This window comes from Peribacillus sp. Bi96 (assembly GCF_918698115.1).
In the GTDB taxonomy this organism is placed as follows: domain Bacteria; phylum Bacillota; class Bacilli; order Bacillales; family DSM-1321; genus Peribacillus.
This window is the reverse complement of sequence record NZ_CAKKLV010000045.1, coordinates 1-15,454: the sequence shown is the minus strand read 5'-3', so window position 1 is coordinate 15,454 and position 15,454 is coordinate 1. Positions and strand designations below refer to the sequence as shown.

Annotated in this window: 17 protein-coding genes and 7 pseudogenes; 8 read left to right on the top strand and 16 right to left on the bottom strand. The window is 35.5% G+C overall.

The annotated features are described in order from the left end of the window. Nucleotides 1-358: IS110 family transposase (locus LQ203_RS26480; protein ID WP_230162812.1), on the bottom strand; the 358-nt coding region annotated here is incomplete at its 3' end. A 260-nt stretch (nucleotides 359-618) separates the two neighbouring features. Beyond that, nucleotides 619-774, bottom strand: a pseudogene (locus tag LQ203_RS26475) (transposase); the annotation flags it as partial. A gap of 202 nt (nucleotides 775-976) precedes the next feature. Between LQ203_RS26475 and LQ203_RS27390 the strand changes: the two are divergent. The 3 genes from LQ203_RS27390 to LQ203_RS27605 all read left to right on the top strand — a co-directional run bounded on the left by LQ203_RS27390 (nucleotide 977) and on the right by LQ203_RS27605 (nucleotide 2,949). Then, nucleotides 977-1,216: a PIN domain-containing protein gene (locus LQ203_RS27390; protein ID WP_253074201.1), complete on the top strand. Its 240-nt coding sequence runs from the start codon at nucleotides 977-979 to the stop codon at nucleotides 1,214-1,216. Beyond that, on the top strand, nucleotides 1,200-1,487 hold the full coding sequence (locus LQ203_RS27785; RefSeq protein WP_356715584.1) for a PIN domain-containing protein: 288 nt from the start codon (nucleotides 1,200-1,202) through the stop codon (nucleotides 1,485-1,487). The genes LQ203_RS27390 and LQ203_RS27785 overlap by 17 nt, the downstream gene beginning before the upstream one ends. Before the next feature lie 73 nt (nucleotides 1,488-1,560). Continuing rightward, entirely contained in the window at nucleotides 1,561-2,949 is a 1,389-nt protein-coding gene (locus LQ203_RS27605) for a M28 family peptidase (RefSeq protein WP_290370657.1), read from the top strand. 1,192 nt (nucleotides 2,950-4,141) lie between these two features. On the opposite strand, the gene LQ203_RS26455 is transcribed toward LQ203_RS27605, so the two are convergent. The 7 genes and pseudogenes from LQ203_RS26455 to LQ203_RS26425 form a co-directional block, all read right to left on the bottom strand. Then, a complete protein-coding gene (locus LQ203_RS26455) occupies nucleotides 4,142-4,591 on the bottom strand; it encodes a DUF1569 domain-containing protein (protein ID WP_230162810.1) in 450 nt (149 codons plus the stop codon). A gap of 122 nt (nucleotides 4,592-4,713) precedes the next feature. After that, nucleotides 4,714-5,208 (bottom strand): GNAT family N-acetyltransferase, encoded by a 495-nt coding sequence (locus LQ203_RS26450; protein WP_230162808.1) that lies wholly within the window; start codon nucleotides 5,206-5,208, stop codon nucleotides 4,714-4,716. Nucleotides 5,209-5,368: 160 nt separating this feature from the next. Continuing rightward, entirely contained in the window at nucleotides 5,369-5,833 is a 465-nt protein-coding gene (locus tag LQ203_RS26445) for a hypothetical protein (protein WP_230162806.1), read from the bottom strand. Between the two features lie 204 nt (nucleotides 5,834-6,037). Continuing rightward, nucleotides 6,038-6,442 carry a DUF1259 domain-containing protein gene (locus tag LQ203_RS26440; protein ID WP_230162804.1) on the bottom strand — a complete coding sequence of 135 codons (405 nt, stop codon included), beginning with the start codon at nucleotides 6,440-6,442 and terminating at the stop codon, nucleotides 6,038-6,040. Nucleotides 6,443-6,566: 124 nt separating this feature from the next. Beyond that, a pseudogene (locus LQ203_RS26435) lies at nucleotides 6,567-6,656 on the bottom strand (SRPBCC family protein); the annotation flags it as partial. Nucleotides 6,657-6,803: 147 nt separating this feature from the next. Then, complete coding sequence (locus LQ203_RS26430) at nucleotides 6,804-6,920, bottom strand: BBE domain-containing protein (protein ID WP_230162816.1); 117 nt, start codon at nucleotides 6,918-6,920, stop codon at nucleotides 6,804-6,806. A gap of 416 nt (nucleotides 6,921-7,336) precedes the next feature. After that, a pseudogene (locus LQ203_RS26425) lies at nucleotides 7,337-7,612 on the bottom strand (aldo/keto reductase); the annotation flags it as partial. A gap of 111 nt (nucleotides 7,613-7,723) precedes the next feature. Between LQ203_RS26425 and LQ203_RS26420 the strand changes: the two are divergent. After that, nucleotides 7,724-8,071 (top strand): hypothetical protein, encoded by a 348-nt coding sequence (locus LQ203_RS26420; RefSeq protein ID WP_230162802.1) that lies wholly within the window; start codon nucleotides 7,724-7,726, stop codon nucleotides 8,069-8,071. 68 nt (nucleotides 8,072-8,139) lie between these two features. Here the strand turns inward: LQ203_RS26420 and LQ203_RS26415 are convergent. The 4 genes and pseudogenes from LQ203_RS26415 to LQ203_RS26400 all read right to left on the bottom strand — a co-directional run. Beyond that, nucleotides 8,140-8,235: pseudogene (locus tag LQ203_RS26415) on the bottom strand (DNA invertase); the annotation flags it as partial. Between the two features lie 361 nt (nucleotides 8,236-8,596). Further along, complete coding sequence (locus tag LQ203_RS26410) at nucleotides 8,597-8,800, bottom strand: alpha/beta-type small acid-soluble spore protein (RefSeq protein ID WP_230162800.1); 204 nt, start codon at nucleotides 8,798-8,800, stop codon at nucleotides 8,597-8,599. A gap of 235 nt (nucleotides 8,801-9,035) precedes the next feature. Then, nucleotides 9,036-9,593, bottom strand: coding sequence for a hypothetical protein (locus LQ203_RS26405; RefSeq protein ID WP_230162799.1), 558 nt, complete (start codon nucleotides 9,591-9,593; stop codon nucleotides 9,036-9,038). A 146-nt stretch (nucleotides 9,594-9,739) separates the two neighbouring features. After that, nucleotides 9,740-10,084: a hypothetical protein gene (locus LQ203_RS26400; protein ID WP_230162797.1), complete on the bottom strand. Its 345-nt coding sequence runs from the start codon at nucleotides 10,082-10,084 to the stop codon at nucleotides 9,740-9,742. A 307-nt stretch (nucleotides 10,085-10,391) separates the two neighbouring features. Between LQ203_RS26400 and LQ203_RS26395 the strand changes: the two are divergent. The 3 genes and pseudogenes from LQ203_RS26395 to LQ203_RS26385 form a co-directional block, all read left to right on the top strand. Further along, a pseudogene (locus LQ203_RS26395) lies at nucleotides 10,392-11,015 on the top strand (LysR substrate-binding domain-containing protein); the annotation flags it as partial. 413 nt (nucleotides 11,016-11,428) lie between these two features. Beyond that, the gene (locus tag LQ203_RS26390) at nucleotides 11,429-11,695 is read left to right on the top strand and encodes a hypothetical protein (protein WP_230162795.1); all 267 of its coding nucleotides are present in this window, start codon (nucleotides 11,429-11,431) and stop codon (nucleotides 11,693-11,695) included. A gap of 933 nt (nucleotides 11,696-12,628) precedes the next feature. Beyond that, nucleotides 12,629-12,727, top strand: a pseudogene (locus LQ203_RS26385) (hypothetical protein); the annotation flags it as partial. Nucleotides 12,728-12,997: 270 nt separating this feature from the next. Here the strand turns inward: LQ203_RS26385 and LQ203_RS26380 are convergent. The 3 genes and pseudogenes from LQ203_RS26380 to LQ203_RS26370 form a co-directional block, all read right to left on the bottom strand. Beyond that, a pseudogene (locus LQ203_RS26380) lies at nucleotides 12,998-13,524 on the bottom strand (nucleotidyltransferase family protein). Between the two features lie 356 nt (nucleotides 13,525-13,880). After that, nucleotides 13,881-14,234 (bottom strand): hypothetical protein, encoded by a 354-nt coding sequence (locus LQ203_RS26375; protein ID WP_230162794.1) that lies wholly within the window; start codon nucleotides 14,232-14,234, stop codon nucleotides 13,881-13,883. 304 nt (nucleotides 14,235-14,538) lie between these two features. Continuing rightward, nucleotides 14,539-15,027: a GNAT family N-acetyltransferase gene (locus LQ203_RS26370; protein ID WP_230162792.1), complete on the bottom strand. Its 489-nt coding sequence runs from the start codon at nucleotides 15,025-15,027 to the stop codon at nucleotides 14,539-14,541. Nucleotides 15,028-15,203: 176 nt separating this feature from the next. Here LQ203_RS26370 and LQ203_RS26365 point away from each other — a divergent pair. Beyond that, on the top strand, nucleotides 15,204-15,454 hold a 251-nt coding region (locus LQ203_RS26365; RefSeq protein ID WP_230155323.1), incomplete at its 3' end, for a transposase.

Here is a 15,454-nt window from a genome sequence, read left to right as displayed (position 1 = left end):
AATCCTCTTTGTAATACAGCACACACAACTGGTACGCATCGATAGCGTCTGTTTTTACCTTCCGTAAACTGGACTTCTTTGCCTGATAAGAAATAATCGGATTTAGTAAGATATATAGAATCCCTTGTTCCTCCAGGTATTGAATAACGGGAGAATGGTAATGCCCTGTAGATTCTAAAATGATCATAGGCATCTGCCCTGTCACCTCTTCAATTTCTTTTAGAAATTCTAAAAAATGCTCTAACTCCTCTTTGATATGCTTCATTGAAAAGCTCTTCCCATAGGGTTTAGATTGATCTAAGAATGCCTGAACTTGACTCTCTCCTTTTGCCACATCCAGACCAACAACTGGAATCATTATCTTTACCTCCTCTACTTATTAACCAGTACCCCTAGTCCTCCATGTAGTGTCATAGCTTCGCTTGTTATACGAGATCTGCGTCCCAACCAGCCTCAAACATGTTTCTACAAGTAGGGGCGGACAATTTAGTTCACGGGATCAAGCCCCACGCACCCGTACGTCCTACCCTGGCTACTGATATAATAGATTCTATTAAAAAAAGGTCAACCAGTAAAAACTGGCTAACCTTATAATACGAACGCACCCGTTAGTTGACCAATAGGGGTAAATTCTTTAACCCATTTATAAATGATAACTTCTGATACGCCATATTCGCCGCTTAATTCTTGGACCGAATTACCCGAGTGATAAAGATCTACAATAGTCTTCTTGAATTTATTATTATATTTTTCACCTGTATTTTTACGTTCCAAGACGGACACATCCTCTCAAAAATCATTGTAAGGACTTAACTAAAATGTGTCCATGAAACCATACTAACTCCAATCATCCAGTGTTTCTTTTAGACATAATATGTGAAAGGCGCATTTTTTATTTATGCGCCTACTCTATTATAATTGTTAGTTTTATGTGAATCTAACTATATCTATTTTCTGAACTAAAAGGTGGTTTGATTTGACAAATGTTTTTATAGATACACAAGTTTTTGTGCAAAAGAATTTTAATTTTAAAAATGATATATTTCAGAGGCTTATAAATGCTTCTGAAGATGGACTAATCTCTATTTATTTAACGGACATAATTATAGATGAAGTAGAATCCAAGATTTATGAACAAGTATATGAAAAGATAAAAAATAGTCATACTAAATTTACAAAAGAGGCAAAAATATTAAACAATTCAAACAATTCTTAGTGGACGCAAGTGTGGATGTCTTTCTATATTTGATGTTTCTCCTGCCTTTATTTTTAAAATGTATTTTAAAGATATTCCACCTTTTAGCAAAAAAAAGAGGGATGAATTTCCGGATGCTTTTTCATTGGTAGCTCTTGAAAATTGGTTTAAGAGACAAGATGAAAAAGTACGCATAGTAAGTGATGATGGGGATCTAAAAAATTACTGTGAAGAGAGCCATACTTTAATATATGAGAGCGGGTGTCAGACACCGATTGATAGTTGGAATTAAAAGACTAATGACTCATTTACAAACTATTCAGTTAAATACATAATTAGGAAGATTATGAAGAAGGAGGGATTATATGTATAGAAAATCACTAACAGTACTATTAGCTGCGGGTATGGTTCTATCAACTGGTACAGTATTTGCACAAACAAACGGGGCAACAAATGCCCAGTCTGACACAGCTTTTGATAACAAAGTTATCAAAAAAATTAGTGCGGACAATATGTATAATACGATTGCCTATCTATCAGAGCAACCGAGGGCTGCTGGTACAGAAGGGGAGCTCCGTGCAGTCAAATACATAGAAAGTCAGTTTAAGAGTCTTGGTTTTGAAACAAAGGTTCAGCCTTTTCCCATCTATGATACGGTGCAAAATGTAAAAGTGAAAATTGGTGACAGTGATTTAGGAGGAACACCGCGTGCCATTAGCGGCAGTATCAGCGGGAAGGTAACGGCCGAACTTGTTAATGTTGGAAAAGCAAAGCCAGAGGAAGTTGGAGAAAATGTATCCGGGAAAATAGCACTAGTTGAACGTGGGGACATTACCTTTGTTGAAAAGGTTCAGAATGTCCTAAATAAAGGAGCGGTTGGCGTTTTAATGTACAACAACTCACCATCAGGAAATAATTTCGGACAAGTATCAGCGGGGCAAAATATACCTGCTATAGCCATTACCCAAGCCCAAGGGTTAGAGTTGGTCGAACAGCTTAAAACTAAACAAATCACGTCCACTCTGGAAGTGGGAAAAGCTGAAAGAATCGAAAAGACATCCTACAATGTCATCGCTTCCCTAAAACCAAAAGCCAATAAGGATAATGGTCAAATCGTGACTGTTGGAGCCCATCATGATTCCGTCCCGGGCGGCCCTGGTGCAAACGATGATGCTTCGGGTGTATCAGCTGTGCTGGAACTGGCAAGGATCCTGGCCAAAACGCCAATTGACACTGAAATTCGCTTCCTCACATTCGGATCTGAGGAAAGAGGGCTCGTTGGATCATCCTTCTATGCAGATTCGCTTCCCAAAGAGGATGTAGACCGCATGGTGGCTCACTTCCAAATGGATATGATAGGCGGACGTGATGCTGGCGAGGATAATCCTGCAGGTGGTTTGATTATGTATACCATTGATGGAATGAAAAACCTTGTGACGGACCTGGGTTCCTCAGCAGGGGCCAGAACGATGGATGTTGCGATTCCTTATGGACAGCTGGGCAGGAGTGACCACCAACCATTCCATGAGCTTGGCATTCCATCCGCCTTGTTTATCCATTCCCCTGTAGAGCCTTGGTATCACCAGCCTACAGATACACTGGATAAGATATCGAAAGAAAAATTGCAGCAAGCAGCTGAAATTGTCGGTGCCAGTGTGTATCAAATTGCCCGTCCGGAAACTCCGGCATTAACAAATGCACGTGTAGCTCCTGGCACGGTAGACTATGATTTTGATGACCGTCCGGTAGATTAAATACTTCATTGTACAGAAGTACGAGATTAATAATGGATCTTGGAGAAAATCAGGAGGGCAGCTGTGTAGTTTACAGGTGCTCTCTTCTTTTTATCGGCCAGCGCCTCGTGCTTAATTTTTTCACTATTTCTAAGCTCTAAGTCTAGTGAAAATCCTATATGAAATATGTAATAAAACATACATGCTTATCCAACTCCAATACCATTCCCACTGTAAATACTCAATATTATCAGTGTACCTCTCCAATACTACTTCACAGAAATAATTTCAACAATCAATAGATAGAAATCCAAAAACAGCTCAAACTTTAAAGGATGAGCTGTTTTTTGAAATTTTAGGTTACAAACTAAATTCATAACGCTTTCTAAGTCGCAAGTAATATAGCCATGTTCTAACTGTGAATGAACAAAAGATAAAAATGAGAAATACAAACATAACCGTGTTCAGTAAACTCAAATTCGATGTATTGTTATTAATCAGCTGTCCAACAGCTGAAGAAAGTGAACGTCAAGTAGCCCCCAAATACTACATGGGTGGTGTATTTCGGGACTATGTTTTGTTTGCTTCACTTTTTATCGGTACTCTGCATGCCGAGGGTAAACTAGATGACCACGGCAAGACTTTATCTATTTCTTTGATAACTGCGGAAAATTACTATAAAAATCTTGCATTCAATTTACCTAAATTGATGTAAGTTCCTGAACAGTATGCTTTATCTGAATCTTATTAAAATGCTCACCGATGAACACTGCTACTGGTTCTAGAGGCATTGGTTCTACGGATTGCTGTGGTTTGATTTTAATAATTTCCAATTCACTGTAGGCAAATTGAAACAAATATAGATTCTTGTCATTTGTGAATTAAGTAATTCCTTTCGAGTGTGATACACCTCATTAGGTATTTTTCTAAACAGTTTCTCGAATTTCTGATGATCGACCACTCCCAGCAGGAATCTTAATTGGTTTCTTTTGAGCCCAAGACTCGTCGCCTCATGGAAGAACAAATTCGTTGTGCCGATTTAGCCCGTTTAAGGCAAAACAAAAGATTATAAAAAGACATACTGTTGGTTGCTTCAAATAGTAATTGAGAATAAATCAAAGCATTGTTCATCTTATGAAAGAGAATAGTAATTAGGCTTAGAGATACTTTCTTCAACTAACGATTCACATCGCTTCATTTTTTTTTTCAATGTTTAAACTTCAAACTGTTTAAAATGATGGTCAAGGTGCTTGTATATTCCTTTACCCCATTGCTCAGAAGTAAGTTTTCCAAAGAAAGGATGCGGATGAGTTGTGCACTTCTCTGGTCCGTTATTTTGGAATGTGATAATTTTTTGTTTAAGCTTTTCTTTTTCTGTGTCAAATTCTCTATCATCTGCAATCAAAATGGTTGGAATAGTAGACATATTATGGGGCAGTGTCTTGTCATTATAAATGATTTGTTTTGCAAACCTCCCTACTATTATTCCTAACCAACTCCTTGGTGGAAAAGAATTTCCCATTGCAATGTCTTGGAAAGATGAACAATGCGCTAGCATTTGGGCAACATCCATTTTTCCCCATTGTGGTTGTGAATTTGGACTCAATTTGTCAATACGCTTTAAAACTTCTGCTGTATGCATATGATTAAAAATATTTTTCATTAGTGCATATCCCCTTTAATTATAATGAGTCCACCTTCTTAACTTATTTGGCCCGATATTTGAACACAAGTTAAACAACACTGTTCAACTAACCTTCCTCGATAGTTCATTAAGAATATCTTTTAAAAGTAGTCGGGAATATCAAAAGGTATAAAGTCAATATCATTTTCTTTAGAATAATACATACAAATACTATCCTTATATTTTTGCTTAGAAGAAGGTATTTCAATAAAATTAAATCTTCTATAAAAGTCTGACCCAATATCGCTATATAAGAAAAAATTATTACAATCTATATTTTTCTCTAATTTGTTTATAACTTCTTCAATTAATATAGAAGCATACCCTTTTTGTCTTAAATGTAAAGGAGTAGCAATTGACCCAATCCCTCTAACAAGTAAGTCTTCAGAAAGATTTAGTTCATATACTATTAGGGAACTTAATAACTCTTTTGTATCAGTTTCCTCCAGAACATACCATTTCCCCTTTTTGTACTTACTGGAACCCTGACACATCGTTACATATTCCTGAGAAAGCATGTTGTCTCCCCAAACATCATAGCCCATCATATAAACTACTTCCATATCCTTGTCTGTTGCTTCTCTAATTTTTTTCAATCTATCTCTCCTTATAACTGTATTTTCTTATAGACTCACTTCGCCTTTCAAAGTTTAAGTCCTTTATTTATGGAACTAACCTGCCCCGATAGTTGCATAAGAAAAGGAGCTGCTGATAAGCTCCTGATAATGGAGTATAACACCCTTTAGTTCAACAAAATCAATTAACTTTATTATGCAGTTCAAATGACTCATCAAAGCCATCCCATTTTACATTTATTTGTATAGCTTCATCTTTACTTACTTTTGATCCACCTTCTGAACTTCCACTAGTTGTAAATACTTTTTCGCTAGGTGGTTCAGTGTATGTCTCTGTTTTTCTCCCGCTTTCAGTGATTGTTTCATAAGTGTATTCAAGTTTTTTCATGGAAGACAGCTCTTCCAAAGACCCCTTATATTTTAATACAAGTTCATAGCTATCTTCGTTAGAGTAAGCTGTTTTACCGTCATCTTCTTGCCATAATTCGGTTCCTTTATAAGAATATTTGGCTTCCCAATGTTCGCTTTCTCCTATGAATTTATAATCATTGTTAATGGTTTTCGGATTATTATCTTTTTTAGTGGTGTCCGAACCACAAGCTGTCAAAACCATTATTATAAATAATACGGTGAGTATTTTTTTCAACTTAATTCCTCCTCAATGGTCGAATTGAATCCTTTTTCAATTTTACCATTTAAAGGTTTTTGGTTGGGTTTCTATTGGGGAATTTTCATTCCACTAACCTGCCCCTTTAGTTCCATAAAAAAAAGCTGCCTTTAAGACAGCTCCGATCTTCAGCTAAAGAATCGCGTCCTATTCTTGATGATAGATTATATAACTAAAACTTTCCTAGGCAACGGGATAACTGCGTAAAAATGAAAATGAGTGTACCATCTTTTTTGCAAAATTTAATGGAGGTTCAATAGATTGAATGTGAATATACATTATTACAGGATCAGTAAATAACCAGTGATTATGTAGGGCACTCACAATCAACCCCTGTTGGACAATTGAATAAATAAAACTAGGAATCTCTTCTTGTAAAACAGCGATTTCAGCCAAATTTAATGCATTACCACTTTGATCCAATGATTCAAATAAGACTCCTGCCGGCACAACAGAACTGCTTTGGCGCCCTTGAACTAGCACCTTAAAATCGCGGTGTAATGATACAGAACAACTACCTTGATTTACGTTACTTTTCCCTTTAAGGAGAGTAGCAAATTGTTCACAAATTGAATTAAAGTTATTCATCTAACTGGCCTCCCTTTACTAATAAATTTATGTTGTTTGACACTGTATTATGTTTAAAGGAATCCCTTTTCCGTTAGCCTACCAACTCCTCCTATTCAGCTATGCAGGCTAAGGTCCCCTTAATGCGAACATGGAATGTAGATTGATAATCGATCGGAAATGGTGCTTTCATAATCGAGTATGTGTAGTAACGTTCTCTGTCGTTGAATACTTCTCTATTCTAGTGGCGTAAGCCACACTATATAAAAGCGACATCTGGTCACACTATAATACGGGCTATTGGAAGTTGTTACTTCCTACTAACAATTCTAGATATCTTTTACCTGACTAATATAAAAAATGATAAATGCATAAGATAGACTTAAAATTTAGGAGGTATACTTTGAGGAAAGTGAAATACATTTTCGGGATCATACTTGGCTTTTATTCTTTGTAATCTATCAAAGTTGGTTCCATAATAAGCCGGTCCAAAGTTTATAATATTCTGATCGGAGAATTTACGTATGCCCCTTCAACGAAAGGATTCAACTGCTGGTGTGTTCTTGCAACCAATGCAAGATTCCTTGATGCCTCAGAGTCTTGTTTCCAAGTTGTATTCCACTCCAAATAAAACTTCGGACTACGCCAAAAAAAGCAGTCGCCTCAGGAGAGATTCTACTTACAGCGCCACCACAGTTCAGAAAAAGGAAACTGGATTCGGTTCCGGTCGATTCTTCTAGGAAACTGCGTATGATCTTGATTGCTTCATATGGAAGTAAAGCACCCTTTAATTTAAGTACACTTCTTCACAAACCTGTTCTTTATGAAAAATTTCTATTGCTTATATGCCACTTGAATACATGGAAATCCGAAAAAACCATTGCATACGCAAAAATGAAATTTGGAAAGAATTTAAACGACTAAACGATCTTGTTGAAAATTATCAATACCAACTGCTCGAACTTTACCTTCTCGATATAATTCTTCCATAGCCCGCCAAGCACCATAGTAATTATTTTATGGTTGGTGAATCACATATAAATCAATATAATCTAGTCCTAAACGATCCAATGACTTTTGAAAACCTCTTTTTGCCCCTGCATAATTAGTATCTGTTATCCATAACTTAGTCGTAATGAATAACTCTTCACGTGGCACACTACTTCTTTTACTCGCCCTTCCCACGGTTTCTCTTTTTTTAGTCAACAATAAATAGGCAGCCCAATTTTTTTGTCCATATAGGACACTAACCCCTCTTTGTACATAGCCTGAAAGGGTAAACAAAAAGGGAGGATTTTTTGAATGTATAACTATAATTACGCTTTTAACCATTATAATGTGCCTTATTATATAGATGGAGAACGAATACCGGGCCCGGGCGGTGGTCAATGGGATGGACATGGCGGCGGTCATGGCGGCGGTCAATGGGACGGACACGGTGGTGGTCATGGAGGCGGTCAATGGGACGGACACGGTGGTGGTCATGGTGGCGGTCAATGGGACGGACACGGTGGTGGTCATGGTGGCGGACATTGGGATGGACACGATGGTGGTCATGGTGGCGGACATTGGGAACACGGGCAATGGGTTCCACGCTGTAGGAGAGTATGGGTAAATGGATTTGGTTGGACTTGGATTTGTAGGTGGTGAAAAAAAGACAGCATATTGCTGTCTCTTTTTTTCGCTTTTTCTTCGTATTGTACTTTTCTTAAATTAACTGCCGTGTGTTCCTCATTCAAATTACGTTCAAATTCTGCAAAGGCTGCGAACAGGTGAAACATTAATTACCTCGTTGCGTTGCTTTTGACTAAACTGCTCCTTTAACTCAATAAGAAAAAGACTGATGTACAGCTCTTGGTTTAGTAAAATCACGTTAACTTGATTTTACCAATATAAGAGACCTTTGCTATTGAATAACCCGTCTCTTCTAACATCTCTCCTCTGAGGAATTCTTCGTGTTGTTCATTATCTTCTATCCCACCTCCGATATAAAAAGATATGACTATGTCTCAATAATTTTTAAAAATGATTTGGAAGTTAATGCAAATAATAAACTTCAAAAAACAGAGATTGAGGATGACTACATCAAGATTATTATAGGTTATGTAGAATTATACCTTTTAATATAAATAGGGATAGCCCAATCACTATCCCTAACAATACTTATGATTTCGATTAACGAGTTTTTCCACCTAATTGTTGTTCAGCCATTTGCACTAAACGTTTTGTAATTTCTCCACCAACAGATCCATTTGCACGGGATGTTGTATCAGCGCCAAGTGTAACACCGAATTCACTAGCGATTTCGTATTTCATTTGTTCTAGAGCTTGCTCTGCACCATTAACCACTAATTGATTACTGTTGTTATTTCTAGCCATGTTGTCAGCTCCTATGAATGTAATGTGTTGCTAGTCATAGGTTTTGATATTGTTAAGAGTTATATACATAGAATTTAAAATTAAATTGAGGAAGTGATGTAGTATAATTAAAAAACTCACCTGTAGATCTATAAGAGAAGAACGTCGGAAACCATTGTAGCCACCGGATTGCACGGTAGTTGCATAAAGAAAAAGCAGCCTTAAAGACAGCTCCGATCATCAGATAACGCACCCGTTAGTTGAACAAGGTTTTTACCTTCTCCCTTAATTTTTCAATTTCTTCAATCATTAGTTTCGGTTCTTCTTTAGATGTTGTCTTCTTTATCTCTTTTCCCTCAAACACCTTATAATCAATCAATGTCTTCCAAAAGTGTGCTGCTCCATCTAAAATGGATTCTAAAAACTCTTTTTCAGGCAATACAGCTTGTGCAAAAACCTCAACAGGTTCCCAATCACCCACAATAGAGAACTCCAATAAATTGTTGTTTACTGAGACTAACTTCATAAGATATGGATCGACACCATATAACATTTCTACGTTCTCCCCGCCTAAATAACGCTCAATAGCAACCGTATAATTGGACCATAAATCTAACCCACTGGGAACATCGATTCCTACCACGATCTGATTGTTATAACTAATTGTTATAAGCATTTGAATATGCTCAGGAGTAAATTTCCGATGGTCAATAATTTCTCTTAATTTTAAAGAATCATCTATGGATATATAACTCGCTTCAAGGTCTGTATGGTCATAAGAAAATAACTCTAAGTACGTTTTTATTTCAAACATAATTAATCTCCTATTAAATTAGTCTATTCTTTTTTATAGCTGAACGACCTTCAACTATCCTGCCCCTATAGTGCCATAAGAAAAAGGCTGCCTCTGCAACCTTCCTTATTGTAGTAAAGCACCCTGTTATCTATATTTCCTTTATATTAATTCAATTTAAGGATGTTTAAATGCTTCGTTGTAGAAATCAAATCTATTTTATGATTTCCTTTTGTGTAAAAAACGGAAGCCCCTTCTCTTTCTCCCTTTTTCCATCCAATCGCTTTAATGACTAATTCATATCCAAATGGTATGCCATTTTCTTCCGATGCTTTTGACCAATCATAACTTTTTCCTTGTTCATTTTCCTGGACTAGCTCAGCATTTTTAGGAACTGGGAAGTCAAATGAATCTTTTGTTGATTCGTATAGAGATAACGTTATGAAATAATAAATGACTCCACCTATCAAAAGCGTAGCTAAAGTAAGTGTCCAACCAACCATTTTCTTCATTTTACTTACCCTTCCTTCATAGGTTGTTATTTGGATCGATACTCCAAACAACTATTTGTTTTCTACATATTCTATTCAAATTGTGGATTATCCTTCTTCAACTAAACTGCCCCGTTAGTGCCATAAGAAAAAGAGCTGCCAAAGCACCCGTAATCTCAATAAGAGGTACCTCCAACATTTATAATTTTATCCTATCAACAGAGATGGAGACTATTGTGTCATTTTCCTAATTAAGAACATTAGTTGATATTACCCATTTAAGTAGTTCCTCCTTAAACTAAAAGGAGATGTTTCTACTAGTGGTTCTTTAATAATTGGAGCTATTGAATCTACTGCAACCGTCAGACTTCCTCTCCTATTTTCTAATTATCATGAGCAATACCCTGATGTAGACATAACCTTAGTAACAAACACAAGTGAAGAACTAATACGAGCTTTGTTAAAGTGCGAAATTGATTGCGCTTTTGTAGCAGGTAATGTGGATCATCCGGAAATTGTTCAAGAAACAGTTTTTCATGAACAACTTGTTTTTGTCACCCAGCCACTTCACCCTCCGATAAAAGAACTAAAGGATTTGTATAATTCGAAATTGTATTTGTATCGGCCTGGCTGTTATTATCGATTAAAGTTAGAATCCTGGTTACAAGAAGAAGGAATTATTCATACGAAAATAAATGAACTTGGAAACTTAGATATAATACTGAATTGTGTAAGAGCAGGGTTAGGTATAGCTTTAATGGTCAAAACCTTTGCTGAACCATATGAGGCAAAGGGATTGGTTCGTTGTCACCCAATTCCGAAAAAAGACGCTACTGTAACTACTTCTTTCATTTATAGAAGAGATAACATTATGCAACCCATGCTTAAATTACTTGAGGATACAATAAAACAGGAAGGTATGGAAAGTCAGCACAAATTTGTTGTTATATAATACGGTTTTCTTTTATTTGCGGTATATTGGGGGAATTATAAGAACCCGTTCCCTTAGCGTACAGGGTGCTGGTTTTTTGTGGCCCTGATGATTGTATAGTCAAACCCTGCAGTTTGAGCCACTGGATTAAGAATGCGCATCTACCAGATTAAGTGGTTCCTACCTGCCTTAGCTTTTTGTTAACATTGATGTTGATTTTTGAACAAATAAAAGAGAACACTTATTGTTAAATATATAAGGACAATAGTTACCTAAAAATAAAGCCTGTATCTTAGATTACCAAGTAATCATTGATACAGGCTATTTTTGTTCTTCAACTAACCCACAAAATGCAATCCCTTTAAAAGAGGTGGATTAAAGAGTGTTAGCATATATATAATTCTTAGGTTGTTCAAAGACAGGTAGGTGGTCCAATGGATTTTATTCAATTAATTTCAGATGTAATTATCCTAATGAAACCTACTTCCTATTCCAAGCTAAAAATGGCAATAGAAAATCTAAGTTCTGAAGGATGGTTTAGGGAGCTATATGCGGATGCTCGGTACACTAAGGTTATTTGGCATAATAACAATATTAAAAAGGTTCTTTTACTTCCTGGAAACGTCGAGATGATAAAAAAGGATGAGAAAAAGGCACAAGAATTTATCGAACTAGTGAAGAGCAGTATAAGTAACAAATAAATCAATCAATAAAATGATAATTACTTAAATGACGGCTACCTTTCCTAGGTGGCTTTTCTAATACCTTTTGTAGTTTTTTTACAAAGACCTAAGGATCCTCTATTCTACTTAATTTTGTATTTTAGTAAATCACTTTTCAACTATCCTGCCCCGATAGTTGCAATAAAAAAAGGAACTACTGATCATTTCTAGATGTTCCAAAAAAATACGCTTAGTTAAAGCCAAAATTCCACATTTTCTTTACGGTTCCGAAATCCCGTAGGCCAAAGCTAGAGCAAAAGTAAAAAAAGATAAAGCAATAAAAAATAGGCCATTTGATAAAACACTGATTACTCTTATACCAAATTGCTTTGCCTTAGTTCCCAAAATCAAAGCCACTAAAAATCCAATATCGATTAAAAAAAATAAAAAAATGGATATCCTTAAATCTAAATTCGGTACCGACCTGCCGATAAAAAAACCATTAATGCAGCTATAACTAGAACAACAGTTAATATCAAAGGTATTGCTTCTTGTTTATTAGATTTGATTGTATTTTCCAAAACCCCACCCCCTCCACCCTCACAATACCAAAATTTACCTAAATGGAAAAAGGAATAATCTCTGTAAAAACATCCTTAAAACACATTATCTATATTTTAAAGTTTAATCATTGAAAAACTCTAAAAAGCAACCCGGCTTAGAAGAGTACTGTTATCAAATTTTGAGCTATTTAATAAACCAATCCTAGCAAGGGTTCCATCAGTTGTTATAGCGCTTTGTGAATACACTAAGCTTATTCAACTAACCTGCCCCGTTAGTTCTACAACTATTTCCTTTGCATTAAGCTTGTCCACAAAAATTCTTTTCCGAAAAATTCACTTGGTTGAGTAATCTTTTTCATTACCCTTAAACTAATGATATCAAAATCCTTTGTGAATATTTCTTTAAGTTGCTACATACGGCAGTCTTGGTGGCATCATTGTGCTAATGATCTGGTTTTATTTATCTGGGCTCCTCATCATTATAGGGGGGAAATCAATGCCTTCATAAATGAAGATCATCCAAAATGTGAATGAGCTTCCTTCAGTTCCCTTAATAACTGAAAGCCCTTCAACTAACACTAATCAAGAAATAACATCTTGTATTGGGGAGGAATTCTTTCATGAGTAAGAAAGGAAAGCATAAGGGTAAAAAGGGGAACCATAAAACATCAAGTTCTGCAAATGGGCAGAATGGCGATCATTAAAAAGTTAAGCTGCATACAAAAGGGAGCCTTTCAGGCTCCCTTTTGTACAGTATGATTCTTGTAAGAATCGTACATTAAGAAGGGATTTTGATGTGGTTAACTTTTATCTTATTCCAAGTTGATTTCCAATTCTTTTTTGTTATACGATCTTCGTAAATTTCCACTCGCTCTTTAGTCTCTTTAAAATAAGGTGTTGATTTTACCTTTAAATTAATAACATCACTAATTCCACAAGGGACAGTTAATATTCCATTGTCATTTCCATCTAACTTTACTCCTAAAGCTGTTGCTGTTTCTGGAAACTTCGATATAGCATCAACAGACGAAGAATAAGGAGGCATATTACTTTTAACATGCATTCTCGCTTCATTCTTTACCGACCAAGGGATATTGGGTATAAGGGATTTTAGTTTTTTTCGATTTTCGTTTCTTCTAATTTTTCAATATTTGTTGGATCAAAATAGATCACATCAATATCTGGAATAGTTGTTCTTACGCTAAAATCGTGTAACACATCCCAGACCTTCGATCGGATAAATCCAGATCATATCCACCAAACAGGCAAATTCAATGATCTGGCAGATTCTAATATTTCCATCATCCTTTTATCTTCTCTAATTAGCGAAACGATTTTTTCCTCATTAATCACTTTAAAATTACTCCTTGTAAAATGTATTTCATTAGTTATTCTTTAACTTCAGATGCAAATCCTTCTTCAACTAACCTGCCCCGTAAGTTCATTAACAAAGTATCAAACTTTATTTCATGTCTACACAAACACCTTTTCCTGTATGGCTCGTACCTTTTGTAGCCTAAACTTCACTTCTTTTCTGGAAAAAAGGGCAGTGGTAAAGCTCAATTTTAGTAAATTAAACAAAAGTATTTAGATATTAATTTATTTTAGAAACTTTACATATAAAAAGCTACCCATTAAGAATGGGTAGCAAGTAATACAGGTTATTTGAAAACAATTTGTAGTTTTCCATATACTTTTCCAGAGGAATATCCATCTTTCACATCAACATAAAATTTACCTATTTTCATACCTGTGAATAATGTCTTTCCACCTGCTAAGCTATGATAGCCTGTGCACTTTCCAGTACTAGCATTGCAGAGACGAGACCATAAGTTACTATAATTAGTCAATAACTTACTTCGAGATGAGGTCTTTAAATAGATTGGGGAAACTAGTTCTACCTCTAAGTTACTACCTTGGTTAGGATTTCCAATTTCACCATCCCATTTTCCATCTTCTGTTTGAAAAGAATACTGAGGAACACTTGCTTGAGCAGAAGAAGTACCTAATACCATTCCACCTACCAGAACTAACACAAAGGTACCTAAGATTGAAAATAAGCTTTTTATGTTATTTCCTCCTCCAATCTTTATCCCTTTTATAATATCAGAATAAACTGATTATTGAAATGATTAAAAATGACTATAGCTTCTTAGGTTCAAACATCTTTTGGTTGCTTCATCTTCATCTTTTTACAGTTCTAGTCACTACGTTTGTTGGACTATACTGCCCCGTTTGTGCCCTAAAAAAAAGCTGCCTTAAAGACAGCTTCGCTCTTAAGCTAACGCACCCATTCGTTCAATAAGGATAAATTTTTCTTTAAATACGAAAGGATTGGATTAAGCATTCTTCATTATCAACATTCTGTTTCTTTTCTTCAAAGGCTATATTAAGTTTACTATAAACATTTTTCCAAAATAGAATAGCAGGTTTATTACTAATTAATTCAAGTACGTAATATTTCCCCTTTTTTTGTTCAAACAATTCTTTTAACAAAGTTATTGTAATACCTTTTCTTCGGTATTTTTTCAACACAAAAATATCATTAATACTGTAATCATAGTCTTTTTCTAAAAAAGGTCTTTCCAAGAGTAATAAGAATCCAACAATCGTTGTATCCTTTTTTAGTAAATACGGGGATAAACCCTCTCTCTCCCAAATTAAATCAAATGAATCAAATTCAAAGGAACCATTAGATGAAATCTTTAAACTATCGGTATACTCTGAGAGGTCGTATAAATAAAGTGAATACAAGTTCTGTAAAATATGCTTTTTATCTTTAGAAATTGGAATTAAAGAAACGGTCATTGGAATACCACTCTTTCCTATTAATTTATTTCTATTTGATTTGTATAAATTCTACTTTTAAATGAATTTGTCCTTTTTCCACTAATCTGCCCCGTTAGTTGCATAAAGAAAGAGCTGCCTTAATGAACTGCACCCCAATTGTTAGACAACATCTAACAATTGGAGGTGCAGTTTTTTTGACTAAATATACGATAGACGAAAAATTACATGCAGTTTTAGAGTACTTAGAAGGGAAAAAATCCTATAAATCCATTGCACAAGAAAGAAATGTAGGTTTATCCCCTCTGAAAAGATGGGTCGCTCGCTATCTAAAACATGGGATGGAAGGACTTGCTTCATCCTATACAAATTACACTCTGCCCTTTAAACTAGAGGTACTTAAATATATGAACGAATATGGGGCATCAATCAACGAGACCGCTGTACA